This is a genomic window from Pseudomonas sp. LRP2-20 (assembly GCF_024349685.1).
Lineage (GTDB): Bacteria > Pseudomonadota > Gammaproteobacteria > Pseudomonadales > Pseudomonadaceae > Aquipseudomonas.
Map to the genome: position 1 here is coordinate 1,976,080 of NZ_AP025944.1, position 26,160 is coordinate 2,002,239.

General features: G+C 64.2%; 22 protein-coding genes and 1 pseudogene. 8 read left to right on the plus strand and 15 right to left on the minus strand.

Going from position 1 to position 26,160, the window contains the following annotated elements; all coding sequences use genetic code 11:
• Positions 1-75 precede the first annotated feature (75 nt).
• A complete protein-coding gene (locus OCX61_RS08585; protein ID WP_261944286.1) occupies positions 76-2,499 on the plus strand; it encodes a TonB-dependent receptor in 2,424 nt (807 codons plus the stop codon).
• 115 nt (positions 2,500-2,614) lie between these two features.
• On the opposite strand, the gene OCX61_RS08590 is transcribed toward OCX61_RS08585, so the two are convergent.
• The gene (locus tag OCX61_RS08590) at positions 2,615-3,505 is read right to left on the minus strand and encodes a LysR family transcriptional regulator (RefSeq protein ID WP_261943403.1); all 891 of its coding nucleotides are present in this window, start codon (positions 3,503-3,505) and stop codon (positions 2,615-2,617) included.
• A gap of 103 nt (positions 3,506-3,608) precedes the next feature.
• Between OCX61_RS08590 and OCX61_RS08595 the strand changes: the two genes are divergently transcribed.
• The 6 genes from OCX61_RS08595 to OCX61_RS08620 all read left to right on the plus strand — a co-directional run bounded on the left by OCX61_RS08595 (position 3,609) and on the right by OCX61_RS08620 (position 9,179).
• Positions 3,609-4,688, plus strand: coding sequence for an extracellular solute-binding protein (locus tag OCX61_RS08595; protein ID WP_261943404.1), 1,080 nt, complete (start codon positions 3,609-3,611; stop codon positions 4,686-4,688).
• A 25-nt stretch (positions 4,689-4,713) separates the two neighbouring features.
• Positions 4,714-5,676 (plus strand): agmatinase, encoded by a 963-nt coding sequence (gene speB / locus OCX61_RS08600; RefSeq protein WP_261943405.1) that lies wholly within the window; start codon positions 4,714-4,716, stop codon positions 5,674-5,676.
• A gap of 135 nt (positions 5,677-5,811) precedes the next feature.
• The gene (locus OCX61_RS08605; RefSeq protein WP_261943406.1) at positions 5,812-6,129 is read left to right on the plus strand and encodes a hypothetical protein; all 318 of its coding nucleotides are present in this window, start codon (positions 5,812-5,814) and stop codon (positions 6,127-6,129) included.
• 43 nt (positions 6,130-6,172) lie between these two features.
• Positions 6,173-7,321: a PQQ-dependent sugar dehydrogenase gene (locus OCX61_RS08610; RefSeq protein WP_261943407.1), complete on the plus strand. Its 1,149-nt coding sequence runs from the start codon at positions 6,173-6,175 to the stop codon at positions 7,319-7,321.
• 154 nt (positions 7,322-7,475) lie between these two features.
• Positions 7,476-8,585, plus strand: coding sequence for a cell division protein ZapE (gene zapE, locus OCX61_RS08615; RefSeq protein WP_261943408.1), 1,110 nt, complete (start codon positions 7,476-7,478; stop codon positions 8,583-8,585).
• Positions 8,586-8,597: 12 nt separating this feature from the next.
• Positions 8,598-9,179 (plus strand): DinB family protein, encoded by a 582-nt coding sequence (locus OCX61_RS08620; protein WP_261943409.1) that lies wholly within the window; start codon positions 8,598-8,600, stop codon positions 9,177-9,179.
• Positions 9,180-9,206: 27 nt separating this feature from the next.
• On the opposite strand, the gene OCX61_RS08625 is transcribed toward OCX61_RS08620, so the two are convergent.
• From OCX61_RS08625 to trhP, 5 genes and pseudogenes are all read right to left on the minus strand, one after another.
• Positions 9,207-10,205, minus strand: coding sequence for an alpha/beta fold hydrolase (locus OCX61_RS08625; RefSeq protein WP_261943410.1), 999 nt, complete (start codon positions 10,203-10,205; stop codon positions 9,207-9,209).
• 75 nt (positions 10,206-10,280) lie between these two features.
• Positions 10,281-10,718 carry a YqaA family protein gene (locus OCX61_RS08630; protein ID WP_261943411.1) on the minus strand — a complete coding sequence of 146 codons (438 nt, stop codon included), beginning with the start codon at positions 10,716-10,718 and terminating at the stop codon, positions 10,281-10,283.
• Complete coding sequence (locus OCX61_RS08635; protein WP_261943412.1) at positions 10,718-11,146, minus strand: DUF411 domain-containing protein; 429 nt, start codon at positions 11,144-11,146, stop codon at positions 10,718-10,720. Before OCX61_RS08635 ends, OCX61_RS08630 begins: the two co-directional genes overlap by 1 nt.
• Before the next feature lie 14 nt (positions 11,147-11,160).
• Positions 11,161-11,277: pseudogene (locus tag OCX61_RS08640) on the minus strand (copper resistance protein B); the annotation flags it as partial.
• 31 nt (positions 11,278-11,308) lie between these two features.
• Positions 11,309-12,673 carry a prephenate-dependent tRNA uridine(34) hydroxylase TrhP gene (trhP, locus tag OCX61_RS08645; protein WP_261943413.1) on the minus strand — a complete coding sequence of 455 codons (1,365 nt, stop codon included), beginning with the start codon at positions 12,671-12,673 and terminating at the stop codon, positions 11,309-11,311.
• Positions 12,674-12,802: 129 nt separating this feature from the next.
• On the opposite strand from trhP, the gene OCX61_RS08650 reads away from it, so the two are divergent.
• Entirely contained in the window at positions 12,803-13,867 is a 1,065-nt protein-coding gene (locus OCX61_RS08650) for an AI-2E family transporter (protein ID WP_261943414.1), read from the plus strand.
• A gap of 9 nt (positions 13,868-13,876) precedes the next feature.
• Here the strand turns inward: OCX61_RS08650 and OCX61_RS08655 are convergent, their stop codons facing one another.
• The 9 genes from OCX61_RS08655 to nuoG all read right to left on the minus strand — a co-directional run bounded on the left by OCX61_RS08655 (position 13,877) and on the right by nuoG (position 26,146).
• Complete coding sequence (locus OCX61_RS08655; RefSeq protein WP_261943415.1) at positions 13,877-15,940, minus strand: TonB-dependent receptor family protein; 2,064 nt, start codon at positions 15,938-15,940, stop codon at positions 13,877-13,879.
• Between the two features lie 195 nt (positions 15,941-16,135).
• Positions 16,136-17,605, minus strand: a complete 1,470-nt coding sequence (gene nuoN / locus OCX61_RS08660; RefSeq protein WP_261943416.1) for an NADH-quinone oxidoreductase subunit NuoN — start codon at positions 17,603-17,605, stop codon at positions 16,136-16,138.
• Positions 17,606-17,612: 7 nt separating this feature from the next.
• Positions 17,613-19,145: an NADH-quinone oxidoreductase subunit M gene (gene nuoM / locus OCX61_RS08665; RefSeq protein ID WP_261943417.1), complete on the minus strand. Its 1,533-nt coding sequence runs from the start codon at positions 19,143-19,145 to the stop codon at positions 17,613-17,615.
• A 49-nt stretch (positions 19,146-19,194) separates the two neighbouring features.
• Entirely contained in the window at positions 19,195-21,048 is a 1,854-nt protein-coding gene (nuoL, locus tag OCX61_RS08670; RefSeq protein ID WP_085676170.1) for an NADH-quinone oxidoreductase subunit L, read from the minus strand.
• Positions 21,045-21,353, minus strand: coding sequence for an NADH-quinone oxidoreductase subunit NuoK (gene nuoK, locus OCX61_RS08675; protein ID WP_008096201.1), 309 nt, complete (start codon positions 21,351-21,353; stop codon positions 21,045-21,047). The genes nuoL and nuoK overlap by 4 nt, the downstream gene beginning before the upstream one ends.
• 3 nt (positions 21,354-21,356) lie before the next feature.
• Complete coding sequence (gene nuoJ / locus OCX61_RS08680; protein WP_261943418.1) at positions 21,357-21,857, minus strand: NADH-quinone oxidoreductase subunit J; 501 nt, start codon at positions 21,855-21,857, stop codon at positions 21,357-21,359.
• Between the two features lie 10 nt (positions 21,858-21,867).
• Positions 21,868-22,416: an NADH-quinone oxidoreductase subunit NuoI gene (nuoI, locus tag OCX61_RS08685; protein WP_043209143.1), complete on the minus strand. Its 549-nt coding sequence runs from the start codon at positions 22,414-22,416 to the stop codon at positions 21,868-21,870.
• A gap of 11 nt (positions 22,417-22,427) precedes the next feature.
• The gene (gene nuoH / locus OCX61_RS08690) at positions 22,428-23,435 is read right to left on the minus strand and encodes an NADH-quinone oxidoreductase subunit NuoH (RefSeq protein WP_027920602.1); all 1,008 of its coding nucleotides are present in this window, start codon (positions 23,433-23,435) and stop codon (positions 22,428-22,430) included.
• Positions 23,432-26,146: an NADH-quinone oxidoreductase subunit NuoG gene (nuoG, locus tag OCX61_RS08695; protein WP_261943419.1), complete on the minus strand. Its 2,715-nt coding sequence runs from the start codon at positions 26,144-26,146 to the stop codon at positions 23,432-23,434. Before nuoG ends, nuoH begins: the two co-directional genes overlap by 4 nt.
• Positions 26,147-26,160: the final 14 nt, after the last annotated feature.

Here is a 26,160-nt window from a genome sequence, read left to right on the forward strand (position 1 = left end):
CCAGATCGTCGTAGTGGGACTGATCAGCAACCCATTCTCAATTACGACTTGTCTGGAAGCTCATTCGTGCCTCTTTTGCCCAAGCCCACTCACCGTCGCGGCGCTCGCCTCCATCACGCCTTGATCTCCTGCAGCGCCCTTGCCATGCTCGCCGGCCCCCTGCAGGCATGGGCCGCTACCGACGTACACGCACAGGTACAGGCCCGCCAGGTTCAACTGGACCTACCAGCACAGCCCCTGGATCAGGCCCTGACTGCATTTGCCGATCAAGCCAGCCTGCACTTGCTGTACACCACCGGGGATGTGGCAGGCTTGCGCAGCCCGGCGCTGCAAGGCAGCTACAGCATCGAACAGGCACTGCAACTGCTGCTGGCCGGTAGCGACATGGCCTGGCAATTCAACGATGCCCGCACCGTCACCCTGCGCAAGGCCGAGCCTGCAGCGCAGGCGGTCAACCTCAAGCCCATCGAAGTCAGCGTTGCCTCGCGCACCAGCACCGCCATCAGCGAAATCCCCGGCACGGTGTGGGTGGTGGACCAACAGCAGCTGCGTGAACAGATCGACAGCGGCGTCAGTCTCAAGGAGGCCATCGGCAAGCTGGTGCCAGGCCTGGACCTGGCGCCCGAAGGGCGTACCAACTATGGCCAGAACATGCGTGGGCGCAATGTGCTGGTGATGATCGACGGTGTCAGCCAGAACAGCTCGCGTGGCTTGTCGCGCCAGTTCGACAGCATTTCTCCGTTCAACGTCGAACGCGTCGAGGTTCTGTCCGGCGCCAGCGCTCTCTACGGCGGCGGCGCCACCGGTGGCATCATCAACATCGTCACCAAGAAGGGCGAGCCGGGCCCGGCACGCTTCGAGACCCAGCTCGGTGCCAGCAGCGGTTTCAACAACAGTGATGACCTGGCCACCCGTTTCGCTCAGTCGATCAGCGGCGGCAACGACAGGGTCAATGCGCGACTGGGGGTATCCGGCGAGCAGAACGAAGCCTTCTACGATGGCGCGGGCGAGCAGATCTTCATCGACAATACCCAGACTGACCTGCAGTACAACCGCACCCTCGACGTGCTGGGCACCCTCGGCCTGACACTCACCGACGCGCAAAGCCTCGACCTGCTGGCCCAGTACTACGATTCCGGCAACCACGGCAGTACCGGCATCTACTTCCCCAACCTGAACTACAACGCCCCCTCCGACCTGGAGGACGCCGAACTGCGCAGTGGCTACGCCTCCGACCTGGAGCCGCGTACCCGGCGCCTGCTGCTCAACGCCAACTACCACCACACCGATGTACTGGGCCAGGATTTCTACCTGCAGGCCTCATACCGCAAGGAAGACGACAACTTCTACCCGTTCCCGTACTACAACCGTGCCACGCCAACCGGTTCGCGTGGCGTGTACTTCGCCGCTTCGCAGCAGAACTTCGAGGTCACCAGCCTCAAGGGACTGTTCGCCAAGCAGTGGGATACCCTCAAGCTGACTTATGGCGTCGACCTGGATCGCGAGCGCTTCAATGCCGACCAGACTACCTTCGATGCCCTGACTTCATCGCAAAGCGGCGGCCTGGACCTGGAAAAGCAGAGCAAGGCCGAGCGTTACCCCAGCTATCGGGTCGATGGCGTTTCGCTCTACGCCCAGCTCGACTGGCATGCCAGCGACAACCTGACCTTGTCCGGTGGTGCCCGGCGCCAGCAGATGGATGTGGATGTCAGCGACTTCAAGGGCGTACCCGGTGGCAGTAACGACTATCAAGTCGACCTGTACAACGTCGGCGCCATCTACGACTTCAAGAACGGCCACCAGGTGTGGACCAACTACGGCGAAGGCTTTGACCTGCCGGACCCGGCCAAGTACTACGGCAAGCCTGGGCTGAGCGTGGCGGACAATCCGCTGGCCGGCATCAAGAGCCGCCAGGTCGAGCTGGGCTGGCGCTATGCCGACCTGGATTGGGACGCGCAGGCAGCGCTGTACTACATCTGGTCGGACAAGATCATCAACGTCGACTCGCAAACCCTGACCATCAACGTCGAAGACCAGAAGAGCCGCGACTTTGGCTTCGAGGGCGCGCTGACCCGGCATTTCCAGACGGGCTGGGAGGCAGGCGGTACCCTGCACCTGACCCGATCCGAGGAAGAAGACGCCGACGGCGACTGGATCAAGCGTGATGCCCGCTATGCCTCACTGTCCAAGGCCACTGCGTTCGTCGGCTGGAAGGGCGATGGCCGCAGTGCGCGGCTGCAGGCCAACCACGCCTTCAGCCTGAAGGACGACGCCGATCATGAAATCGACGGCTACACCACTTTCGACCTTCTGGGCAGCCAGGACACCGGCTTCGGTACGTTCAGTGCGGGGATCCAGAACTTGCTGGACAAGCAGTACAGCACGGTGTGGGGGCAGCGGGCGACGCTGTTCTATTCGCCGACCTACGGGCCGGCCTACCTCTATGACTACCAGGGGCGGGGCCGTACCTACACCCTGACCTGGAGCATGGCTTACTGATTGTTGTTGCCTGACATGGCCTCTTCGCGGGGCAAGCCCGCTCCCACAGGTTCATCACAACCTCAGGCCGCGTGCGATACCTGTGGGAGCGGGCTTGCCCCGCGAAGCGGCCATGTCAGGAGAACGCTGCCAGCAAATCCGCTGCAAATGCTGCCTGCGCCTCCCCAGGCACCTGCGCCCGGTGCCGTGCCAGAGTGAACGGAACCACAAAATCCAGCCCCGGATCCAGCCCCCGCAACACCCCCTGAGCCTCCCAGCTCGCCGCGCAGTGACACGGCAGATAACCAATATGCTTGCCTGACAGGATGAACGTCAGCACGCTCTCGATCTGCTCCGCCACCGCCATGCTGCGCTGGCTCTGGAACGGCTCGCCGCCTTTGAGAAAGCGGTAGGGATGGCGTACCTGATCGGCGTCCAGCAACTGATCGAGCGTCACCTCGGCCACGTCGAACAGTGGATGGCCCTTGGCGCAATATAACCGCTGGCGTTCCTCGAACAATGGCTGATAGTCGAACGCCGCCTGGTTGCCGGAAAAGTAGCTGATCGCGTAATCCAGCCGTTGCTCCAGCAACAGTCGCTCCAACTCTGCCGGTGGCGCGCTGATCAACTCCAGCTGCACCGACTCGTCTCGTTCACGAAAGCATGAAATGGCCGAGGCCAGGCGCAGGCTCACCGCTGAGTCCTGGTTCTCCGCCATGCCCACCCGCACCGTCCCCAGCAGGCGCCCTGCCACGCCGTTGGCCTGTTGGCGAAACAGCTCGATGTTCAGCAACAGGCCACGGGCTGCCTCCAGCAGCAACTCGCCCTTGTCGGTCAGGCGAAAGCCACTTTTGCCGCGGCTGCACAGGCGGTAGCCGAGCCGCGTTTCCAGCTGCGCCATGCGCTGGCTGATGGTGGGCTGGCTCAACCCCAGTACGCCCTGGGCGGCACTGAAGCCGCCGGCCTCTACTACAGTGACGAACAGCCGCAGCAGGTGCAGGTCGGGGTCGTGCAGTTGTCCGAGCATCACATTGCTCCCGATGAATGTCAGCTTTGCAAACTTGCCATTCTTGCAATGTTACCCGGCTGGCATGCTGGCGGCATCCACCCATTCGCCCGAGGTGTCCGTCATGCGTCGATCGTTGTGCCTGTTGTCCCTGATCCTGGCCTTGCCGCTGCAGGCCGAAGAAAAGGTCGTCAATCTCTACAGCTGGGCCGACTACGTTGCCCCGGAAACACTCCAGCGCTTCGAACGGGAAACCGGCTACAAGGTGCGTTACGACACCTTCGACACCACCGAAGTCCTGGAGACCAAGCTGCTCACCGGCCGCAGCGGCTACGACGTGGTGGTACCGTCAGCCACTGTGCTGGCCCGGGCGCTCCAGGCCAATGCCCTGCAACCGCTCGATGCGCAAGGCATGCCTGGGTACGCCAACCTCGACAAGGACCTGCTGGCCAAGCTGGCCGAGACCGACCCTGGCAACCGCTACGCCGTGCCCTATACCTGGGGAACCCTGGGCCTGGGGGTGAACGTCGAGGCGGTGCGCCAGCGCCTGGGTGATGTGCCGCTGGACAGCCTCGACCTGCTGTTCAAGCCTGAGTACGCCAGCCGCCTCAAAGGGTGCGGCATCGCCATGCCGGACTCGCCGCAGGAAGTGATCGGCGTCGCGCTCAACTACCTCGGCAAGGACCCCTACAGCCAGGACAAGGCTGACCTCACGGCGGCGCAGAACCTGCTGAACCAGCTGCAACCGTCGGTCAGCTATGTCGCCAATGGCCGGCAGATCAGTGACCTGGCCAACGGCAGCGTATGCCTGGCGCTGACCTACAACGGCGATGCGGCCATGGCTGCCGACCAGGCGCGCCGCGCCGGCAAGCCGTTCGAGCTGATCTACCGCATCCCTCGCGAAGGCACGTTGGTGTGGCAGGACAACCTGGTCATCCCCAAGGACGCCCCGCACCCTGAAGCCGCTCGGGCCTTCATCGCCTTCATGCTCAAGCCAGAGTCGGTGGCAGCGTTGACCAACACGCTGTTTTTCGCCAACGCCAACCAGGCAGCGACGCCTCTGGTCGATGACGCCGTGCGCAATGACCCGGATATCTACCCACCTGCCGACGTGCGCGCGCGGTTGTATGCCGATCGCAGCATGGCGCTGTCCGACCTGCGCCAGCGCAACCGGCTGTGGACGGCTTTCCGCAGCCGACAGTGATCGATGAACACAAAGGAGCCCAACCGTGGAAAAAGCCCAGAACAACGACCAGGCCATGACCCGCGACAGCCTGTACGGTACCGCAGCGGAAAGTACCTACGCCGGTATTACCAGTTTTGCCCGCCGCCGCTACAGCCGCGACTTGCGCGGGGTGGATGTGGTGGTCAGCGGTGTGCCGTTCGACACCGCCACCAGTAACCGCCCTGGCGCGCGCTTCGGGCCGCGCGCGATCCGCGCCGCCTCGGTGCAGCAGGCCTGGGCCCGCCACTGGCCATGGGCGTTCGACCCGTTCGACCACCTGGCCGTGATCGACTATGGCGACTGCGCCTTCGACAGCGGCACCCCACAGTCGGTACCGGACAGCATCCAGGCCCACGCCGAACAGATTCTCGAGGCCGGTTGCGCCATGCTCACCCTGGGCGGAGACCATTTCATCAGCTACCCGCTGCTCAAGGCCCATGCCCGGCGCCATGGCCCGCTGGCGCTGATTCATTTCGATGCGCACAGCGACACCTGGCCGGACGACGAGGGGCGTATCGACCATGGCACCATGTTCTGGCATGCCGCGCGGGAGGGGCTGGTCGATCCGTCCTGCTCGGTGCAGGTCGGCCTGCGCACCACCAATGATGACAGCCAGGGCTTCGCCATTGTCGATGCCCGGCAGGTGCACCGCCAGGGTACCGAAGCAGTCATCGCGGCGATCCGCCAGCGGGTCGGCGATCGGCCGGTGTACCTGACCTTCGACATCGATTGCCTCGATCCGGCCTATGCGCCCGGAACGGGCACCCCGGTGTGCGGCGGCTTGAGCACAGTGCAGGCGCTGGAGATCCTGGGCGGCCTGCGCGGCATCAACCTGGTGGGCATGGACCTGGTGGAAGTTGCGCCGGCCTATGATCATGCCGATATCACCGCACTGGCCGGAGCCACCCTGGCCATGGAGATGCTGTGCCTGTATGCGGCGCGGCACAAGGTCGACATTGCCCGGTGATCGGCGAGCCTGGTGGGCAACGCCATCAGGCCCATACTGAAACATCAGGAATCGCATTCACCCTTTTGCCGCGAACCCTTCGCGCCTTAGGCTATCCAAATGCTCAAGGCGCGCTTTTCGTACAGGAGGTGAAGCATGAATCGTACATTGCCCACCCTGGTCATCGGCCTGCTGCTGTGCCTGCCGGTGCAGGCTGCGCCCGTGCAGCCGTTGCAGCTCGCCGCCGGCAACAACAACCCGTACAACAGCCCGATCCAGCGCGCCAACCCCAACAGCCGCCAGGGCAGCATGCCGGCCACACCGCCGGTGCGCGGCCCGTCCACCGAGCCCATCTACCGCACGCCCAGCCTGGACAACCGCGGCATTGGCAACGGCGACAACATGCGCCGCCAGCAGCAGGCGCCGAACCTGGACCCCGCGCGGCCGCCGCGTGATACCCAGCGCGTGCCCTGAGCGCCACACGCTAGAAGCCCCACTCGCTAGAAAGGAATCCTGCATGATCCGAATTACCTGGCTGACGACCCTGACCGCTGCAGCACTGCTGCCCCTGATGGCCCAAGCCGCCCCCGAGCAGCAGTTTCCCAGCGAGGAAGGGCAACTTACCGTCAGCACCGTGGCCGACGGCCTGCGCAACCCTTGGGCGCTGGCATTCCTGCCGGGTGGCAAGGACATGCTGGTCACCGAGCGCCCCGGCAACCTGCGGGTGGTCAGCGCCGAAGGCAAGGTCGGCCCGCCCATCAGCGGCGTGCCCAAGGTCTGGGCCGAAGGCCAGGGTGGTTTGCTCGACGTGGTGCTTTCGCCTCAGTTCGCCAAGGACCGCACGGTGTACCTGTCGTATGCCGAGCAGGGCAGTGATGGCAAGGCCGGCACGGCAGTGGGCCGTGGCCAGCTGTCCGAGGACCGCGCCCGGCTGGAAAACTTCAGCGTGATCTTCCGTCAGCAGCCCAAGCTCTCTGTAGGCAACCACTTCGGCTCGCGGCTGGTATTCGACCGCGACGGTTTCCTGTTCATCGCCTTGGGCGAGAACAACCAGCGCCCGACCGCCCAAGACCTGGACAAGCTGCAGGGCAAGGTGGTGCGGATCCTGCCCGACGGCGAAGTACCAAAAGACAACCCCTTCGTCGGCAAGCAGGATGTGCGCCCGGAAATCTGGTCGTTCGGCCACCGCAACCAGCAAGGGGCGGCGCTCAACCCCTGGACCGGCAAGCTCTGGACCCACGAGCACGGCCCGCGCGGTGGCGACGAGATCAACATACCGGCGCCGGGCAAGAACTATGGCTGGCCCATCGCAACGCACGGTATCAACTACTCGCTGCTGCCGATCCCCGAGGCCAAGGGCAAGCATGTCGACGGCATGGTCGACCCCCACCATGTCTGGGAGAAGTCGCCCGGCATCAGCGGCATGGCCTTCTATGACAGCCCGACCTTCAAGGCCTGGGATCACAACCTGTTCATAGGTGCGCTGGCGACCCAGGAGTTGATCCGCCTGCAACTCGATGGCGAGAAGATCGTCCATGAGGAGCGCTTGCTGGGTGACTTGAAGGCGCGCATCCGGGATGTGCGAGTGGGGCCGGATGGTTACTTGTATGTGCTGACCGATGCCAAGGATGGGGCACTGCTGAAGGTGGGCCTGAGCGAAGGCTGAAGGAGCTTTTTATCCTGCATTGGCCCTTTCGCGGGCATGCCCGCTCCCACAGGGGGCGCATCGCCCTCAGGCTTGTGGAGAACCGGTGGGAGCGGGCTTGCCCGCGAAGGGGCCAGTGCAGACAATGGAGCTCTAACAGGCCAAGCCAGCTACCATGCCCCTCGACCCGCAGTCCCTTTATCATCAGGCTCTCACTGAACAAGGTTTTGCTCATGACCCGGCTCAGGCTCAGGTTGTCATGGCCCTGCAAACCGCTTTCGAAGCCTTGGAAAATGGCCGTGCCACCCAGGGCCTGTACCTCTGGGGGCCGGTCGGCCGTGGCAAGACCTGGCTCATGGACCTGTTCCACCGCTGCCTCAGCGTCCCGTCCCGGCGCCAGCATTTCCATCACTTCATGGGCTGGGTGCACCAGCGCCTGTTCCAGCTCAACGGCACAGCCGACCCCCTGAAGGCGCTGGCCCGGGAACTGGCCGGGCAGATCCGGGTGTTGTGCTTCGACGAACTGTTCGTCAGCGATATCGGCGATGCGATCATCCTCGGCCGCCTGTTCCAGGTGCTGTTCGATCACGGTGTGGTGGTCGTCGCCACCTCCAACCAGCCGCCGCAGCAGTTGTACCGCGACGGTTTCAATCGCGAGCGTTTCCTGCCGGCCATCAGCGCCATCGAGCGGCACATGCAGGTGCTCTCGGTGGCAGGCGAGCAGGACCATCGCCTGCATCCGGGTGCGCAACGCCAACGTTACTGGGTGGCGGAGGAGGGGACCACGGGCGGTGCGCTGGCAGCGGTGTTCCAGCAGCTCAGCCCGCATGACCCTGGCAGCAACGCGCCACTGCAAATTGGCTCGCGGCAGATCGAGGTGATCCGGCGCAGCACCCAGGCTGTCTGGTGCCACTTTACCGAGCTGTGCGAACGGCCTTTGGCTGCCATGGAGTTCATGGCCTTGTGCGATCACTTCCCGGCGATCCTGGTGGAGGGCATCCCGGCCCTGGGCGGTGAGCAGCGCAACGGGCGCATCGCCCGCGGCACCGAGGATGGCGCGGCGCGTGTGGTGGCAGGCGACCGTGAGCTGCCAAGGCTGTCCCCCAAGGATGACGCCGTGCGCCGTTTCATCGCCCTGGTCGACGAATGCTACGACCGCCGGGTGGCGCTGTACCTGGAGGCGCAGGTTCCGCTCGATGCGCTCTACACTCAAGGGTATCTGGCGTTCCCGTACCAAAGGACCCTGAGCCGGCTACGGGAGATGCAACTGCAACGCTTCGCCTGAAGGAGCCGAACCATGGAGCCGCTGTCGCATCATCTGCTGACCCAGGCCTACAACAATGGCTGGGCCAACCACCGCCTGTACAAGGCCTGCCTGCAACTGACCCACGACGAGTTCGTCGCCCCCCGCTGCAGCTTCTTCCCGTCGATCAAGGCCACCCTCAACCACCTGCTGATGGTGGATTGGTTCTACCTCGACATGCTCGAGTGCGAACAGCGCGGAGAGCCGCCGAACCCGGATGGCGAGCGCTTCTTCGAACCGGAGCAACCGTTCGCCACTTGCACCGACCTGCATGCCGAGCAGGCCCAGGCCGATCACCGGCTGATCGCCTATTGCAGCCTGCTGCAGGATGCTCAACTGGAGCGCTATGTGAGCATCGTGCGCCCGCAACGGATCCAGCGCGAACAGCGCCTGCGCCTGCTGGCGCACCTGTTCGAGCACCAGATTCATCACCGTGGTCAGGTGCATGCGATGCTCAGCGATACTGCAGTGCGGCCGCCGCAGCTCGACGAGTTCTTCTGTGAAGAGGAAGCCGACCTGCGGGCTTTGGATTTTGCCGAGCTCGGCTGGACTGAAGCGCAGGTCTGGAGAGTGTAGGGGCGCACAGCGCCCCCATTGGCCCGCTTAGCGCCCGAGCCACTCCACCAGTGTCCGGTTGAAGCGCCGTGGCTCCTCGATCTGCGGCGCATGCCCCATGCCCTCGAAGGTCACCAGCTCGCCCTGTGGAATCAGCTTGGCTACCTGCGGCCCCAGTTCCTGGTACTTGCCCAGCTTCGCCTTCACCTCAGGGGGGGCGATGTCGCTGCCGATCGCCGTGGTGTCCTGGTCGCCGATCAGCAGCAAGGTCGGCATCTTCAGGTCCTTGAACTCGTGATACACCGGCTGAGTGAAGATCATGTCGTAGATCAACGCCGAATTCCACGCCACCGCCTCATGCCCCGGCCCCTGGTTCAGCCCCACCAGCATCTGCACCCAGCGTTCGTACTCAGGCTTCCAGCGCCCGGCGTAGTAGGTCTTGCGCTCATATTCACGCACGCCTTGGGCATCGAGCTTGAGTTCGCGGGCGTACCACTGGTCCACGGTGCGGTACGGCACACCCAGGGCTTTCCAGTCTTCCAGGCCGATGGGATTGACCATCGCCAGGCGCTCGACCTGCTGCGGGTACATCAATGCATAGCGGGTGGCGAGCATGCCACCGGTGGAGTGGCCGAGCACGATGGTCCGCTTGACACCCAACTGCTCGAGCAGGGCGTGGGTGTTCACCGCCAGTTGCTGGAAGCTGTACTGGTAATGGGCCGGCTTGCTGGAGGTGCAAAAACCGATCTGGTCGGGGGCGATCACCCGATAACCCGCTTGGCTCAAGGCGTCGATGGTGGTCTCCCAGGTGGCGGCACAGAAGTTCTTGCCATGCATCAGCACCACGCTGCGGCCATTGGCCTGGCCTTGGGCAGGCACATCCATGTACCCCATCTGCAGGTGCTGGCCCTGGGACTGGAAGTCGAAATGCTTGAGAGGGTGAGGATAGCTGAAGCCTTCGAGCTGTTTGCCATAGGTGGGCGATTCGGCGGCGATGGCCGGGGCGCCGACGAGGCAGGCCAGGGCCAGGGCGGTTGCGCGCAGCATGGGGGCACTCCGTGTAGGACCATGTAGGAATTGGCGACTGTAGCAGTCAGTGGAACACCTTAAACGTTAAAGGTGTTACCAGGCATGAAACCAGCCCAGGGTAATCATCGCCACGACGATATAGCGCCCGCCCTTGGCCAGGGTCACCAGCAGCAGAAAACGCCAGAACGGCTCACGCATGAGGCCGGCAATCAGGGTCAGCGGATCGCCGATCACCGGCATCCAGCTCAACAGCAGCGACCATTGCCCCCAACGTTGGTAACGCTGTTGCGCGCGCTCCAGCTGGCTGGCGCTGAAGGGGAACCAGCGCTTGTCGCGCAGGTGCTCGATGGCTCGGCCGAGCAGCCAGTTGACCACCGAGCCAAGCACGTTGCCCAGGGTGGCGACCAGCAACAACGTCAACCAGGCTTCGGGCTGACGCAGCAGCAGGCCGACCAGTACCGCCTCCGATTGCAGCGGCAGCAGGGTCGCGGCACCGAAGGCGCTGAGAAACAGCGCCCAGAGGCTCAGCATCAGTAGCTGGCGACCACGGTGTCCTGGCCATCCTGGGTCACACCGATGACCTGGTAGGCATCCTTGTGGTCACCCATTTCCATGCCGGGCGAACCCATGGGCATGCCCGGCACGGCCAGGCCCTTGAGGTCGTTGCGCTTGGCCAGCAGGCGCACCTGTTCGGCGGGCACATGGCCTTCGACGAACTTGCCGTCGATCACCCCGGTGTGGCACGACGCCAGGCGCGGCGCCACGCCCAGGCGCTGCTTGACGGCGCTCATGTTCGGCTCGACGTGATCGTTGACGGTGAAGCCGTTGTCGCGCAGGTGGCTGATCCAGGCCTTGCAGCAGCCACAATTGGGATCGCGATAGACATCAATGGTCTCGGCGGCCTGGGCCAGGCCGGTGATGGCCAGCAGGCCGAAGGTGATCAGGTGTTTACGCAGCATGGTCGAACAACTCCTTAGAAACGCAGGCGGATGCCTGCCACCAGACAGGCCTGGTCGGCGCGGTTGCCGTGCAGGCGCTCGAAGCTTACCCCGACATAGGGCGCGAAACCCCGGCTGATATCGTAGCGCAGGCCGCCGACCAGTTCCCACCACGGGCGCCTGTCAGCTGGCTGAGGTGCTGATTACAGCCTTGTCAGGCGCCTTTTCAGCGTTGTCCAGGTCGCGCATCAGCAGGCCGTACTCAAGGGCAACCTGCTCCGGAATCGGCAGGTACACCACATGGCCGTCGCCAGGGGCCTCCTCGATGGCCTGCTGCTGGCGGTCGAACAGGCGGTGCAGGTCGAAGTGGTAGTTGCCACGCGGGGTCATCAATTCCAGGTGGTCACCCAGGGCGAAGCGGTTCTTCACCTTGACTTCGGCCAGGCCATCGACGCGCACACCGGTCAGTTCACCGACGAACTGCTGGCGCTCGGACAGCGAGTTGCCGCGCAGGTAGTTCTGGTATTCATCGTGCACGTGGCGGCGCAGGAAGCCTTCGGTGTAACCGCGCTGCGCCAGCGATTCGAGGTCGTCCATCAGGCTCATGTCGAACGGCCGCCCGGCCGCAGCGTCGTCGATGGCCTTGCGGTAGGACTGCACGGCCCGGGCGCAGTAGAAGTGGCTCTTGGTGCGCCCCTCGATCTTCAGCGAATGCACGCCCATGGCCGACAGGCGCTCGACGTGCTGGATGGCCCGCAGGTCCTTGGCGTTCATGATGTAGGTGCCATGCTCGTCCTCGAAGGCCGGCATCTCGCTGCCAGGGCGATTACTCTCCTGCAGCAGGAAAACCTGCTCGGTGGGTGCGCCCAGGCCCAGCGTCGGTTCGACCACGCGAACGATGTCGCCGGTGGCGTTTTCCGTGGCTGGCGTAGCCTCGTACTTCCAGCGGCAGGCATTGGTGCAAGTGCCCTGGTTGGCATCGCGCTTGTTCAGGTAGCCGGACAGCAGGCAACGGCCGGAGTAGGCCATGCACAGTGCGCCGTGGACGAACACTTCCAGTTCCATGCCCGGTACGTGCTGGCGGATCTCTTCGATTTCTTCCAGTGACAGCTCGCGCGACAGGATGACCCGGCTAAGGCCCAGCTGCTGCCAGAACTGCACGCTGGCCCAGTTCACCGTATTGGCCTGCACCGACAGGTGTACCGGCATCTGCGGAAAATGCTGGCGCACCAGCATGATCAGGCCCGGGTCGGACATGATCAGCGCGTCGGGTGCCATCTCGATCACGGGCGCCAGGTCCTTGAGGAAGGTCTTCAGCTTGGCGTTGTGCGGGGCGATGTTGACTACCACATAGAAGCGCTTGCCCAGGGCATGGGCCTCGGCGATGCCCAACGCCAGGTTGGCGTGGTCGAATTCGTTGTTGCGCACTCGCAGGCTGTACCGTGGCTGGCCGGCGTACACCGCGTCGGCACCGTAGGCGAAGGCATAGCGCAGGGTCTTGAGGCTGCCAGCGGGGGCAAGCAGTTCGGGCTTGGCGGGTAGGTTCATGGGCGCACCGGGGCAAAGGCGCGGATGCTAACGGTTGATCGGGGGCATGGCATTGATTTGAATCAAGGTCAGGGTGGCACTTTTGCGCAGGTGGCGTGCACTAATGACCATGACACCTGAGGAGCCGCCATGAACCACGATGCCCTGCAGAACAAAGCGCTGGCAGTACTACTGACACTGGTGACCATCGCCTTCGTGTGGATCCTGCTGCCGTATTACGGCGCCATCTTCTGGGCGGTGATTCTCGGCATCCTGTTTGCCCCGTTGCAGCGTCACCTGCTGATCCGTTTCGGCCGTCGCCGCAACCTGGCAGCGCTGAGCACCTTGCTGGTGTGCCTGTTGGTGGCAGTGCTGCCGGTGATCATCACCAGTGCCCTGCTGGTGCAGGAGGGCGCTACCTTGTACCAGCGTATCGAAAGCGGGCAGCTGGACATCGCGGGCTATGTCGAGCGCGGCAAGGACATGCTGCCTGCCTTTGCCCAGCACGGCCTGGACCGCATGGGCATGGGCAACCTGGACGGGCTGCGCGACAAGATCACCAAGTGGGCCACCCAGGGCAGCCAGGTGCTGGCCAGCCAGGCGTTCAGTTTCGGCCAAGGCACCTTCGAGTTCCTGGTGAGCTTCGGCATCATGCTTTACCTGCTGTTCTTCTTTCTGCGCGAAGGTGCCGACGTGGCGCGCCGGGTACGCCTTGCGGTGCCGCTGCCGGAGCACCAGAAGCGCCGCCTGCAGCTGAAGTTCAACCGGGTGGTGCGGGCCACGGTCAAGGGCAACGTGCTGGTGGCCATTACCCAGGGTGCGCTGGGTGGTTTGATCTTCTGGGTGCTGGATATCCCCAGCGCGTTGGTGTGGGGCGTGCTGATGGCGTTTCTGTCCCTGTTGCCGGCGGTGGGCGCGGGGATCGTCTGGGCGCCGGTGGCAGCGTACTTCCTGCTTACCGGTGCGATTCTGCCAGGGGTGATCCTGACCGCGTTCGGGGTACTGGTGATCGGCCTGGTGGACAACCTGCTGCGGCCGATACTGGTGGGCAAGGACACGCGCATGCCCGATTACCTGATCCTGGTGTCCACCTTGGGCGGGCTGGCGGTATTCGGGCTCAATGGCTTTGTGATCGGGCCGTTGATCGCGGCGTTGTTCGTCTCCAGCTGGGGGATTTTTGCCGCGACCAAGCCACAGGTGCAACTACCGTCCTGAGGCGTTCCGTCAACGGAAGCTGTACGAAACCCCGGCATAAACGGCAAAGCCTTCACCCGGTGTCGAGCGGGCGACGTCCTGCCCGGCATCGTCGTACCCTGGGGTCACGGTCGCTGCGTAGCGCTTGTTGGTCAGGTTGCGCAGGTCGAGCCAGGTTTGCCAGTCCTGTTTCGGCGAGTCCCAGCCAAGGCGTGCGCCGAGCAGGGCATAGGCATCGGCCTGGTAGCTGTTGGCGTAGTCCACCTGCACCTTCGACGCCATTTGTGTGTTGACCCCGGCGTAGAAACCGCTCGGCCAGTCGTAGCGCAGTTCGGCCTGGTAGTAGTGCATGGGAATGCCGGGCAGGCGGTTGTCATCGAACTTGTCGTCGTCGCGGTAATGGAAGTCGCTGAAGGTGTAGGCCTGGCGCAGGCTCAGCCTGCCAGTGCCGGGTTGCTCCCAGAGGATGCTGGCCAGGCCGGCCTCGACGCCCTGGTGCACGGTAGGGCTGGCGTTGAACTCCTTGAACGGCAAGCCTTGCACCACTTCCACGTTCAGCAGCTCATGACGCACGTGGGAGTAGTACCAGGCCAGGTCCCAATGCCCCAGCGCCGAATCGCCGCGGGCGCCCAGCTCCAGGGTGGTGGCGGTCTGGTTCTGCATCTTCATGGGCTGGTTGTTGACCGGCGCACTCCAGACCAGAGACCACGGATGCGGTGGCTCCACTGAACGGCTTAGGTTGCCGAACACCTGCAGGTCCTGGCGAATGTCGTAGCGCAGGCCAACGCGTGGTGCATAGTCCCAGTCATGCTGACTGACCTTGCCACCACTGGCCGGGTAAGTGACCTCGCTTTCACGGCGGGTGTAGATCATCGCAAGGCCCGTGGTCAGCCACAGGTCGGGGATCAGCTCCAGATCGTTGCCCGCATGCAGCACGGTGTCCGAACCCTGGTACGTGAAGTCGCGGGTGCGGGCGCCGACGACATCGTTGACCCGCGAAAACTGCGAGGCGCCACTGTTGGGCAGGTGCTTGGTGGTGCGCCAGCCGACGGTGGTCTTGCTCTCGTGGCCGAACAGGGTGTCGCGACGGAAGTAGTTCAGTGTGCCGCTGACATCGGCGTAGGCCACCTTCAGGCGCATGGCGCCCTCGCGCAGGTCCATCGGGTAGTCGTGATAGACCAGCCCGGTCTCCAGGCGCGAATCGTCATCGAGGTAGACGGTGGTCTTGTTGCCCACCCAGGTGCTGCCCGGTTGCGGGCGGCTGTCGTTGCGCGACAGGTAGCCTGGGTTCGCAGCGCGGGGGTCGTGCTTGATCTGGTGTTTGGTCAGGCGCCCGGCCAGTTCGTTTTCGGTTTCCCGGTAGCGCAGGTAGAAGCGAGTTTCCAGGTTCGGGTTGAAGCGGTAGCCGACGTTGGCAGCGATACCCTTCGAGCTGCCGCTGCTGTGCGCCTGATAGCCGTCGTACTCCGAGTCTGTCAGGGCCACGTAGTAGTCGAGGTTGCCAAGCACCTGCCCGGAACTGATCTGCCGGTGCTGGTAGCCGCGGCTGCCGGCTTCATAGCGCACCTGCAGCGGCGCGGCGTCATAGCCGGTGTGGGTCACGTAGTTGATGGCCCCGCCCAGGGCCAGCGAGCCTTGATCGAAGCCGTTGGCCCCGCGCAGCACTTCGGCACGGCTCAGCCACAGGGGTTCGAACAGTTCATAGGGCGTGCCGCCCGGGCCGGTCAACGGCAGACCGTCGAACATCGTGTACACCCCGGAGCCATGTGCGCCCGGCGCACGGTTGATGCCCGAGCCCCGGATCGACAGCTTGATGCCATCGTTGCCTGCCGATTGGGCGAACACGCCGGGCTGATAGGCCAACACATCCTGATTGCTGGCGACCCGGCCTTGTCCCACCTTTTCCATGTCCACCAGGTTGCTGGCGCCAGGCACTGTCCGCAGGCGTTCGCGGGCGTCGTCCAGTTCGCTTTGCTCTTCGTCGTTGATCAGCACCTGGCCCAGTTCGACCGCAGGGGCAGCCGTGGTTGGCTGGCTGACGGCGAAGATGGCCAGCAGACCAAGGTATGACGAGAGGGGTAAAACGGGACGCATCGTACAACTCCAGGCGATAGTCGGATGGACAACGGCGTTGTGACGCACGAAAAGCTGGTCGAAGCACGGCGATAAGAAACTTTCCTGCGTAGTTCGTGTTGGACGGATGTGTAAGACGGTTCTTTGGCAAGGCGGCTACCAGGCGCAGATAAAAAAACACCCCGCAAGTGCGGGGTGTTTGTGTTTCATCTGCAATCAGCCGAGCAGTTGCAGGCCAGCGTGCTGAACCATGTCCAGCAGCGGCTGCGGGTAAACGCCCAGGACGAAGGCGAGAATGGCGATGGCCAGCAGCATCACGCCGCCGGTGCGCTGTTCCCACTTCAGCGGGGCGTCGTGGCGACGCAGGTTCGGTTCGACCAGGTACAGGGTGACCATGACGCGCAGGTAGTAGTACACACCGATGGCGCTACCGATCACCAGCGCACCGACCAGCCACCACAGCTGCGACTCGACGCCGGTGGCAATGATGTAGAACTTGCCGATGAAGCCTGCGGTCAGCGGAATACCCGCCAGCGACAGCATCATCACGGTCAGCACCGCAGTCAGGTATGGACGGCGCCAGAACAGGCCGCGGTACTCGTACAGTGCGTCGGCGTCACGGCCGGCGTAAGGCGAGGACATCAGGGTGATGACACCGAAGGCACCGAGGCTGGTGATCACGTAGGTGACCAGGTACACGCCCATGGCCTCCAGGGCCAGGCCCTTGCTGGCGACCAGGGCGATGACCAGGTAGCCGAAGTGGGCGATGGACGAGTAACCGAGCAGGCGCTTGAGGTTGCTCTGGGTCAGCGCCAGCAGGTTGCCGATGAGGATCGAGGCCACGGCGATCACGCCCAGTACGGTGCTCAGCACACCGCTGCTGGCAGCAGGCGAGAGCATGAACAGGCGCACGACCACGGCGAATACCGCAACCTTGCTGGCGGTGGCCAGGAATGCGGCGACTGGCGCCGGAGCACCTTCGTACACGTCCGGGGTCCACAGGTGGAACGGTACCAGCGACAGCTTGAAGGCCAAACCGACCAGCATCATGCCCAGGCCCAGCTGGGCCAGCAGGCTTGGCATGCTGGTGGCAGCCAGGGCCTTGCCCAGCTGGTCGAAGGTCAGGCTGCCAGCGTCGGCGTACAGCAGGGCCATGCCGAACAGCAGGAAGGCGGAACCTGCGGCCGACAGCACCATGTACTTGATGCCGGCTTCCAGCGAGCGCTTGTTGAAGAAGGCATACGCCACCAGGCCATAGACCGGAACCGACAGCAGCTCCAGGCCGATGAACAAGCCGGCCAGGTGGTTGGCGCTGACCAGCACCAGGCCACCGAGGGCAGACATCAGCAGCAGCAGGTACAGCTCTTCACGGTTGCCCGGGAAGCCCTTGGAGCCTTCGCCGAGGTAGGCGTGGGCGAGGGTGACGCAGGCCAGCGTGGCGACCAGGATGATCGCCATGTACAGGCAGGCGAACTTGTCGATGGTGATCAGCGAAGTGACCGCCAGTGGTGCGACCTTCAGCGCCGGCAGGATCGACAGCAGGGCCAGGTTCAGGCCCACGGTGGACAGCAGGAAGGTCTGCGAGTGATTGCGCTTCCAGGCGATCGCCAGCATCACCACCACCGTGGTGATGGTGGTGATCAGCATCGGCGCCAATGCGATGAAGTGTTGAGTGGTGAATTCCATAGCGCTCTTACCGGGCCGAAGCGAGTTGAGTGAAAGCGGAACCGAGCCACTGCTGCACACCACTCATGGTGGCGGCAGAGGTGTCGAGGAACGGCTGTGGATACACGCCCAGCAGGATCAGCAGCCCGGCAAGGCCGAGGACCATGATCAGCTCGCGACCGTCCATGCCGGCCAGCACGGTGTCGGCCTTGGCCGGGCCGAAGTAGGCGCGGTGGATCATGATCAGCGAGTACACCGAACCGAACACCAGGCCGGTGGTGGCGATCACGGTGATCCACGGTACGTGCACGAAGCTGCCGATCAGGATCAGGAACTCGCCGACGAAGTTGCCGGTGCCTGGCAGGCCCAGCGACGCGGCGGCGAAGAACAGGCTGATGGCCGGCAGGTAGGCGATGCGGTGCCACAGGCCGCCCATCTGGCGCATGTCACGGGTGTGCAGGCGCTCGTACAGCTGGCCGGACAGGATGAACAGCGCGGCAGCCGACAGGCCGTGGGCCAGCATCTGGATCACCGCGCCTTGCAGGGCCTGCTGGCTGCCGGAGTAGATACCGATCAGCACGAAGCCCATGTGCGAGACGCTGGAGAAGGCGATCAGGCGCTTGATGTCGGTCTGGGCGAAGGCCAGGAAGGCACCGTAGAAGATACCGATCAGGCCCAGGGTCATGGCGATCGGCGCGAACTCGGCCGAGGCGTTCGGGAACAGCGGCAGGGCGAAGCGCAGCAGGCCGTAGGCCGCAGTCTTCAGCAAGATACCAGCCAGGTCCACGGAACCTGCGGTCGGTGCCTGGGCGTGAGCATCAGGCAGCCAGGAGTGGAACGGCACCACCGGCAGCTTCACTGCGAAGGCGATGAAGAAGCCCAGCATCAGCAGGTACTCGGTACCGGCCGGCAGCTCGGCCTTGAGCAGGTCGCTGTAGTTGAAGGTGATTACGCCGGTGTTGGAGTAGTTGACCAGCACCAGGCCCAGGATCGCCACCAGCATGATCAGGCCGCTGGCCTGGGTGAAGATGAAGAACTTGGTCGCCGCGTAGATCCGGGTCTTCTTGCCATCTGCCGAGCTGTGACCCCAGAGCGCGATGAGGAAGTACATCGGCACCAGCATCATTTCCCAGAAGAAGAAGAACAGGAACAGGTCCAGGGCCAGGAACACACCGACCACGCCGCCGAGGATCCACATCAGGTTGAGGTGGAAGAAGCCGACGTGGCGCTGGATCTCTTTCCAGGAGCACAGCACCGACAGCACACCGAGCAGGCCGGTGAGCAGGATCATCAGCAGCGACAGGCCATCGAGGGCCAGGTGGATGCTGATGCCGAAGCGCTGGATCCACTGGACTTTGTATTCCAGGGCCCAGGCAGGCTCGCCACCCGGAGCGGGGGCCAGGGTGTAGTCGCCATTGGCCCACAGGTAAAGGCCGATGCCGAGCAGCAGGGACATGGTCAGCAGCGCGATCCAGCGCGGCAGGGTGGCGCCGAAGCGCTCACCCAGCCAGCACAGCAGGCCGCCGATGAAGGGGATCAGGATCAGCCAAGGCAAAATCATGACGGGTTGGTTTCCTTTCGCAGAGTCGCAAGGTTCGCAAAGTTCATGGTCATACCGCTGCCACTACCACAGCGCCGAGTACCAGCACTGCGCCAACGGCGATCGAAGCGGTGTACCAGCGCAGCTGGCCGGTCTCGGTCTTGCTCATGGCGACGTTGCCGCCGCGAGCCAGGCGAGGGATGAGGCCGATGCTGCGGTCAACCGGATCCTTGCGCAGGACGTGGCTGATCAGCAGGTAAGGTTTGACGAACAGCTTGTCGTAGATCCAGTCGAAGCCCCAGGCGGCGAACCACCAGGCCGACAGGACGCGACCGATGCCACTGTTGGCCACGGCGCTGACGAAGCGGCGCTTGCCGAGGAACAGCAGGGCCGACAGCAGGATACCGGCGATGGCGATGGCACCCGAGGTGATCTCCAGCGCATGCTTGGCTTCGCCACCGGCGTGGCCGGCGCTTTCCGGCAGCACACCTGCCAGCGGCGGAGTGATCCAGGCGCCGACGAAGGTCGACAGCACGATCAGCACACCCAGCGGCAGCCAGTGGCTGATGCCGTGGCCAGCGTGGGCTTCGGTCTTCGCTTCGCCGTGGAAGGCGATGAAGATCAGGCGGAAAGTGTACAGCGAGGTCATGAACGCGCCGACCAGGCCGGCGTACAGCAGGCCAGTGTTACCGCTGGCGAAGGCTTCCCAGAGGATCTCGTCCTTGGAGTAGAAGCCCACGGTCACGATCGGCAGGGCGGCCAGGGCGGCGCCACCGACCACGAAGCTGGCGTAGGCCAGCGGCAGTTTCTTCCACAGGCCGCCCATCTTGAAGATGTCCTGCTCGTGGTGGCAGGCAACGATCACCGCACCGGAGGCAAGGAACAGCAGGGCCTTGAAGAAGGCGTGGGTCATCAGGTGGAAGATCGCCGCGTCCCAGGCACCCACACCCAGAGCGAGGAACATGTAGCCGATCTGGCTCATGGTCGAGTAGGCGAGGATACGCTTGATGTCGGTCTGCACCAGCGCGGCGAAGCCGGCCAGTACCAGGGTCACGCCACCGACCACGCCGACCAGGTGCAGGATATCCGGCGCCAGCAGGAACAGGCCGTTGGTACGGGCGATCAGGTAAACGCCCGCGGTCACCATGGTTGCCGCGTGGATCAGTGCCGAAACCGGAGTCGGGCCCGCCATCGCGTCAGCCAGCCAGGTCTGCAGTGGCAGCTGGGCCGATTTACCGACCGCACCACCCAGCAGCATCAGGGTGGCCAGCACCATCCAGGTGTCGCCCGCCTGGAACTTCTGTGGCGCCAGCACCAGCAGCTCCTGCACGTTCAGGGTACCCAGCTGGGCGAACAGGATGAACAGGCCGATGGCCATGAACACGTCGCCGATGCGGGTGACGATGAACGCCTTGAGTGCCGCGTTACCGTTGTTGCGGTTGCTGTAGTAGAAACCGATCAACAGGTACGAGCACAGGCCCACGCCTTCCCAGCCGAAGTAGATGAACAGCAGGTTATCGCCGAGGATCAGGAACAGCATGCTGGCGATGAACAGGTTGGTGTACGAGAAGAAGCGCGAGTAGCCGGCTTCGCCACGCATGTACCAGGACGCGAACAGGTGGATCAGGAAGCCGACACCGGTGACCACGCCGAGCATGGTGACCGACAGGCCGTCCAGGTACAGGGTGAAGTTCGGCGCGAAGCCGTCCACCGACATCCACTGCCACAGCAGCTGGCTGTACGCGCCGCCCTCAGGCGGGGCGACGTTGAATTGCCAGATGACATAGGCGGCGGTGGCGGCCGAGAGGCCCACCGAGCCAACGCCGATCAGCGCGGACAGGTTCTCCGAGAACCGCCCGCGCGAGAACGACAGCAGCAGGAAGCCGACGAGGGGGAAGACGAAAGTCAGGAAGAGAAGGTTCATCCGCGCATCTCACTGGCAGCATCGATGTCGAGAGTGTGGAAGCGGCGATACAGCTGCAGCAGGATCGCCAGGCCAATACTGGCCTCGGCGGCTGCCAGGCTGATCACCAGAATGAACATCACCTGGCCGTCGGGCTGGACCCAACGGGCACCGGCGACGATGAACGCCAGGGCAGAGGCGTTCATCATGACTTCCAGGCTCATGAGCACGAAGAGGATGTTGCGGCGGACCATCAGGCCAACCAGACCTAAGCAGAACAGGATGCCGGCGACTGCCAGACCATGCTCGAGAGGGATAGCACCCATGATTTACTCCTTCGCCTCGTTGCGGCCCAGGTGGAAGGCGGTGACGGCTGCAGCCAGCAGCAGCATCGACGCCAGTTCGACCACCAGCAGGTACGGGCCGAACAGGCTGATACCCACTGCTTTCGGGCTGACGGTGGTACCGCTGATGGCCGCGCCGCTTGGCGACACGAACAGCACGTACAGCAGCTCCAGCAGCAGCAGGGCGGCCAGGATCACTGGCCCGGCCCAGATGCCGGGCTTGAGCCAGCCCCGCTCCTGGGCGACCGAAGCCGGCCCGAGGTTGAGCATCATCACCACGAACACGAACAGCACCATGATGGCACCGGCGTAGGCGATCACTTCCAGGGCGCCGGCGAACGGCGCACCCAGGGCGAAGAAGATCATCGCGACGGAAATCAGCGAGATGATCAGGTAAAGCAAGGCGTGCACGGGGTTGGTGCCAGTCACCACCCGAAGGGTGGAGACCACGGCGATCCCGGATGCGAAGTAGAAAGCGAATTCCATCTTTCTGTCCTTATGGGAGCAAGCTCTTCACGTTGATCGGCTCGGCTTCGTTCTGTGCAGCGCCCTTCGGCTTGCCAGCGATCGCCATACCCGCAACACGGTAGAAGTTGTAGTCAGGGTTCTTGCCGGGGCCGGAGATCAGCAGATCTTCTTTCTCGTACACCAGGTCCTGACGCTTGAACTCGGCCATTTCGAAATCCGGAGTCAGCTGGATCGCGGTGGTCGGGCACGCCTCTTCACACAGGCCGCAGAAGATGCAGCGCGAGAAGTTGATGCGGAAGAACTCCGGGTACCAGCGGCCGTCCTCGGTCTCGGCCTTCTGCAGCGAGATGCAGCCGACCGGGCAGGCCACCGCGCAGAGGTTGCACGCTACGCAGCGCTCCTCGCCATCGGGGTCGCGGGTGAGGACGATGCGGCCGCGGTAGCGCGGCGGCAGGTACACGGGTTCTTCGGGGTATTGCAGGGTGTCGCGCTTGCGGAACCCGTGGGAGAACACCATGACCAGGCTGCGCAGCTGAGTGCCGGTGCCCTTAACGATGTCGCCGATATACTTGAACATGGGTCAAATCCTCACTGGGCCGCGACGGCTGGCGTGTTGTAGAGCACGATCGCAGCGGTCACCAGCAAATTGATCAGGGTCAGCGGCAGGCAGAACTTCCAGCTGAAGTCCATCACCTGGTCATAGCGCGGGCGCGGGATCGAAGCGCGCAGCAGGATGAACAGCATGATGAAGAACGCGGTCTTCAGTGCGAACCACAGGAACGACAGTTGCGGCAGGATGCCGAACGGGCCGTGCCAGCCGCCGAAGAACAGGGTCACCAGCAGCGCCGAGATGAGGATGATGCCGATGTACTCACCGACGAAGAACATGCCCCATTTCATGCCGGCATACTCGATGTGGTAGCCGTCGGCCAGTTCCTGTTCCGCTTCTGGCTGGTCGAACGGGTGACGGTGAGTCACGGCGACGCCAGCGATGAAGAAGGTGCAGAAGCCGAAGAACTGCGGAATGATGAACCACAGGTTCTGCGCCTGGTATTCAACGATGTCGCGCATGTTGAACGAACCCACCTGCACCACCACGCCCATCAGCGCCAGGCCCAGGAACACTTCGTACGACACGGTCTGTGCCGAGGCACGCAAGCTGCCCAGCAGGGCGTACTTGTTGTTCGACGACCAGCCGGCGAACAGCACCGCGTAGACCGACAGGCCGGCCATGGCGAAGAAGAACAGCAGGCCGATGTTCAGGTCGGCGACGCCCCACAGCGGGGTGATCGGGATCACGCAGAAGGCGATCAGCAGGGCGCTCATGGCCACTACCGGCGCCAGGGTGAAGATCATGCGATCGACGAAGGGCGGGTTCCAGTCTTCCTTGAAGAACATCTTCAGCATGTCGGCAGCGATCTGGAACATGCCGAACGGGCCGACGCGGTTCGGACCGTAACGGTCCTGCCACCAGCCCAGCAGGCGCCGCTCGACGAAGCTGAGCAGTGCGCCGCAGACCACCACGGCGAGCAGGACCACGACAGCCCGGACCACGGTGAGGATCACATCGATCACTTCGGGGGTGAACCAGCTCATTGTGCTGCCTCCTGCAGACCTTCGACGGATGCACCGAAGATGGCAGGCGGAATGCCGGCCAGGCCTTTCGGCAGAGCAACCAGGCCAGCGCCCAGTTCTTCATTGATGCGCAGCGGCAGGCGCAGGGCCACACCGCCCACGTTCAGGCTCAGCAGGGCGCCGTCGTTGACACCCAGGCGGTCGGCTTCGGACTTGGCCAGGCCGACGTAGGCGGCCGGGATGCGCTCCTGCACCGGGGCGGCGCGCGAGGAACTCTCTTCGCTGCCGAACAGGTGGAAGAACGGTACTGCAGTCCAGGTGCCACGGGCCGGGTTGAAGGCGCCCGGGATGGCGTTGAACCAGTTCAGGCGATCGCCTTGCGATTCGATCAGGCGCACGCCCGGGTCACCGGCACGCAGGTGGCCACCGACCTCGTCCTGAAACTTGTTCCAGGCTTGCGGCGAGTTCCAGCCCGGCGACCAGGCGAACGGCACCTGCTGGCGCGGTTCGGTCGAACCCGAGTAGCCTTCCATCGAGAAGGCGAACGCGGTGTCCTTGTCTTGCGGGGTACGCGGCTCGTGCACGCTGATGTTGGCGCGCATGGCGGTACGGCCGGAGTAGCGCAGCGGCTCACGGGCCAGCTTCATGCCCTTGATGCGGAACGCGGCGCTTGGTGCGGCGTTGACGATGCCGGCCAGTTGCGGGGCGGCTTCGGCACAGGCGCTGGTGACGTGGTCCAGCTGGGTCCAGTCGACCGGTTTGTTGAGCAGGGTGGCACGCAGGGCGTGCATCCAGCGCCAGCCTTCGTGAACCAGGATGCTGCTGTCCAGATACTGCGGGTCGAACACCTGGAAGAAGCGCTGGGCACGGCCTTCCTGGCTGACCAGGGTGCCGTCGCCTTCGGCGAACGAAGCAGCCGGCAGCACCAGGTGGGCGCGGTCGACAGTCGCGGTCTTGGAGTGGTCGGCAACGATCACCACCTTGGCCGCAGCCAGGGCTGCGTCGACCTTGGCAGCCGGTACGCGGGTGTACAGGTCGTTTTCCAGCACGACGATGGCGTCGGCCTTGCCGCTGATGACGGCGTCCAGTGCGGCATCTACCGACTCGCCACCCAGCATGGCCATGCCGAGGCTGTTGGCCTCAGGCACCACCAGGCTCAGCGAGCCATTTTTCTCGCGCAGCTTCAGGGCCTTGGCGATGTTGGCGGCGGCTTCGATCAGCGCCGCGTCGGCCAGCGAGGTACCGGCGATCACCAGTGGGCGCTTGGCTGCGACCAGGGCGTCGGCGATGCGCTGGGCCAGGGCCTTGGCTTCGGCGTCCAGGCCTTCGACGGCCGGGGCGCTTGGGTCGATGGCGTGGGCCACGGCGAAGCCGATGCGGGCCAGGTCGGCCGGGGCGGCGTGCACGCATTCTTCGGCAACGTCGTCCAGCTTGGTTTCAGCCAGCGAAGCGATGAACAGCGGGTACAGCGCGTGCTGGCCGATGTTCTTCACTGCCGCGTCGAGCCACGGTTGAACCTTCATGGCTTCGGCCATGGCCTCGGCCTTGCCTTTGGTGGACTGGCGCACGGCCAGGGCAACGCGGGCAGCGGTCTGGGTCAGATCTTCACCGAGCACGAACACGGCGTCGTGGTCTTCGATGTCGCGCAGGGTCGGCACCGGCAGCGGGCTGTTGTTCAGCACGTCCAGGGCCAGGCGTACGCGGGCCAGCTCGCCGGCTTCCATACCCGAGTAGAAGTAGTCGGCGCCGACCAGCTCACGCAGGCCGTAGTTGCTTTCGAGGCTGGCGCGTGGCGAGCCGATGCCGACGATGGTGCGGCCGCGCAGCAGGTCGGCGGCTTTGTCCAGGGCGGCGTCCAGGCCCAGCTTGGTGCCGTCGGCCAGGTGTGGCTGGCGTGGGCGGTCCTTGCGGTTGACGTAGCCGTAGCCGAAGCGGCCGCGGTCGCACAGGAAGTACTGGTTGACCGAACCGTTGAAGCGGTTCTCGACCCGGCGCAGTTCGCCGTAGCGCTCGCCCGGGCTGATGTTGCAGCCGCTGGAGCAGCCGTGGCAGATGCTCGGGGCGAACTGCATGTCCCACTTGCGGTTGTAGCGCTCGGAGTGGGTCTTGTCGGTGAACACGCCGGTCGGGCAGACCTCGGTCAGGTTGCCGGAGAACTCGCTTTCCAGCACGCCGTCTTCGACGCGGCCGAAGTACACGTTGTCGTGGGCGCCGTAGACGCCCAGGTCGGTACCACCGGCATAGTCCTTGTAGTAGCGCACGCAGCGGTAGCAGGCGATGCAGCGGTTCATCTCATGGGCGATGAACGGGCCGAGGTCCTGGTTCTGGTGGGTACGCTTGGTGAAACGGTAGCGGCGCTCATTGTGGCCGGTCATTACCGTCATGTCCTGCAGGTGGCAGTGACCACCTTCCTCGCACACCGGGCAGTCGTGCGGGTGGTTGGTCATCAGCCATTCGACGACGCTGGCGCGGAACGCCTTGGACTCGTCATCGTCGATGGAGATCCAGGTGCCGTCGGAGGCAGGGGTCATGCAGGACATGACGATACGACCACGGGTGTCGTTCTCGTCGGTGTACTGCTTGACCGCACACTGCCGGCAGGCGCCGACGCTACCGAGCGCCGGGTGCCAGCAGAAGTAGGGGATATCGAGGCCGAGCGACAGACACGCCTGTAACAGGTTGTCTGCACCGTTGACTTCGAGCGCTTTGCCGTCTACGTGGATAGTGGCCATTGTTCAAAGTTCTT

Excerpts from the sequence above, each read along its gene's own strand:
- OCX61_RS08620 (WP_261943409.1), top strand. The coding sequence starts at position 8,598 with ATGGAGCCGCTGTCGCATCATCTGCTGACCCAGGCCTACAACAATGGC.
- zapE (WP_261943408.1), top strand. The coding sequence starts at position 7,476 with ATGCCCCTCGACCCGCAGTCCCTTTATCATCAGGCTCTCACTGAACAA.
- nuoK (WP_008096201.1), bottom strand. The coding sequence starts at position 21,353 with ATGGGTGCTATCCCTCTCGAGCATGGTCTGGCAGTCGCCGGCATCCTG.
- OCX61_RS08635 (WP_261943412.1), bottom strand. The coding sequence starts at position 11,146 with ATGCTGCGTAAACACCTGATCACCTTCGGCCTGCTGGCCATCACCGGC.
- OCX61_RS08650 (WP_261943414.1), top strand. The coding sequence starts at position 12,803 with ATGAACCACGATGCCCTGCAGAACAAAGCGCTGGCAGTACTACTGACA.
- nuoJ (WP_261943418.1), bottom strand. The coding sequence starts at position 21,857 with ATGGAATTCGCTTTCTACTTCGCATCCGGGATCGCCGTGGTCTCCACC.
- OCX61_RS08655 (WP_261943415.1), bottom strand. The coding sequence starts at position 15,940 with ATGCGTCCCGTTTTACCCCTCTCGTCATACCTTGGTCTGCTGGCCATC.
- nuoN (WP_261943416.1), bottom strand. The coding sequence starts at position 17,605 with ATGGAATTCACCACTCAACACTTCATCGCATTGGCGCCGATGCTGATC.
- nuoM (WP_261943417.1), bottom strand. The coding sequence starts at position 19,145 with ATGATTTTGCCTTGGCTGATCCTGATCCCCTTCATCGGCGGCCTGCTG.
- OCX61_RS08595 (WP_261943404.1), top strand. The coding sequence starts at position 3,609 with ATGCGTCGATCGTTGTGCCTGTTGTCCCTGATCCTGGCCTTGCCGCTG.
- nuoL (WP_085676170.1), bottom strand. The coding sequence starts at position 21,048 with ATGAACCTTCTCTTCCTGACTTTCGTCTTCCCCCTCGTCGGCTTCCTG.
- OCX61_RS08630 (WP_261943411.1), bottom strand. The coding sequence starts at position 10,718 with ATGCTGAGCCTCTGGGCGCTGTTTCTCAGCGCCTTCGGTGCCGCGACC.
- OCX61_RS08610 (WP_261943407.1), top strand. The coding sequence starts at position 6,173 with ATGATCCGAATTACCTGGCTGACGACCCTGACCGCTGCAGCACTGCTG.
- nuoG (WP_261943419.1), bottom strand. The coding sequence starts at position 26,146 with ATGGCCACTATCCACGTAGACGGCAAAGCGCTCGAAGTCAACGGTGCA.
- OCX61_RS08625 (WP_261943410.1), bottom strand. The coding sequence starts at position 10,205 with ATGCTGCGCGCAACCGCCCTGGCCCTGGCCTGCCTCGTCGGCGCCCCG.
- trhP (WP_261943413.1), bottom strand. The coding sequence starts at position 12,673 with ATGAACCTACCCGCCAAGCCCGAACTGCTTGCCCCCGCTGGCAGCCTC.
- OCX61_RS08605 (WP_261943406.1), top strand. The coding sequence starts at position 5,812 with ATGAATCGTACATTGCCCACCCTGGTCATCGGCCTGCTGCTGTGCCTG.
- nuoH (WP_027920602.1), bottom strand. The coding sequence starts at position 23,435 with ATGAGCTGGTTCACCCCCGAAGTGATCGATGTGATCCTCACCGTGGTC.
- OCX61_RS08590 (WP_261943403.1), bottom strand. The coding sequence starts at position 3,505 with ATGCTCGGACAACTGCACGACCCCGACCTGCACCTGCTGCGGCTGTTC.
- nuoI (WP_043209143.1), bottom strand. The coding sequence starts at position 22,416 with ATGTTCAAGTATATCGGCGACATCGTTAAGGGCACCGGCACTCAGCTG.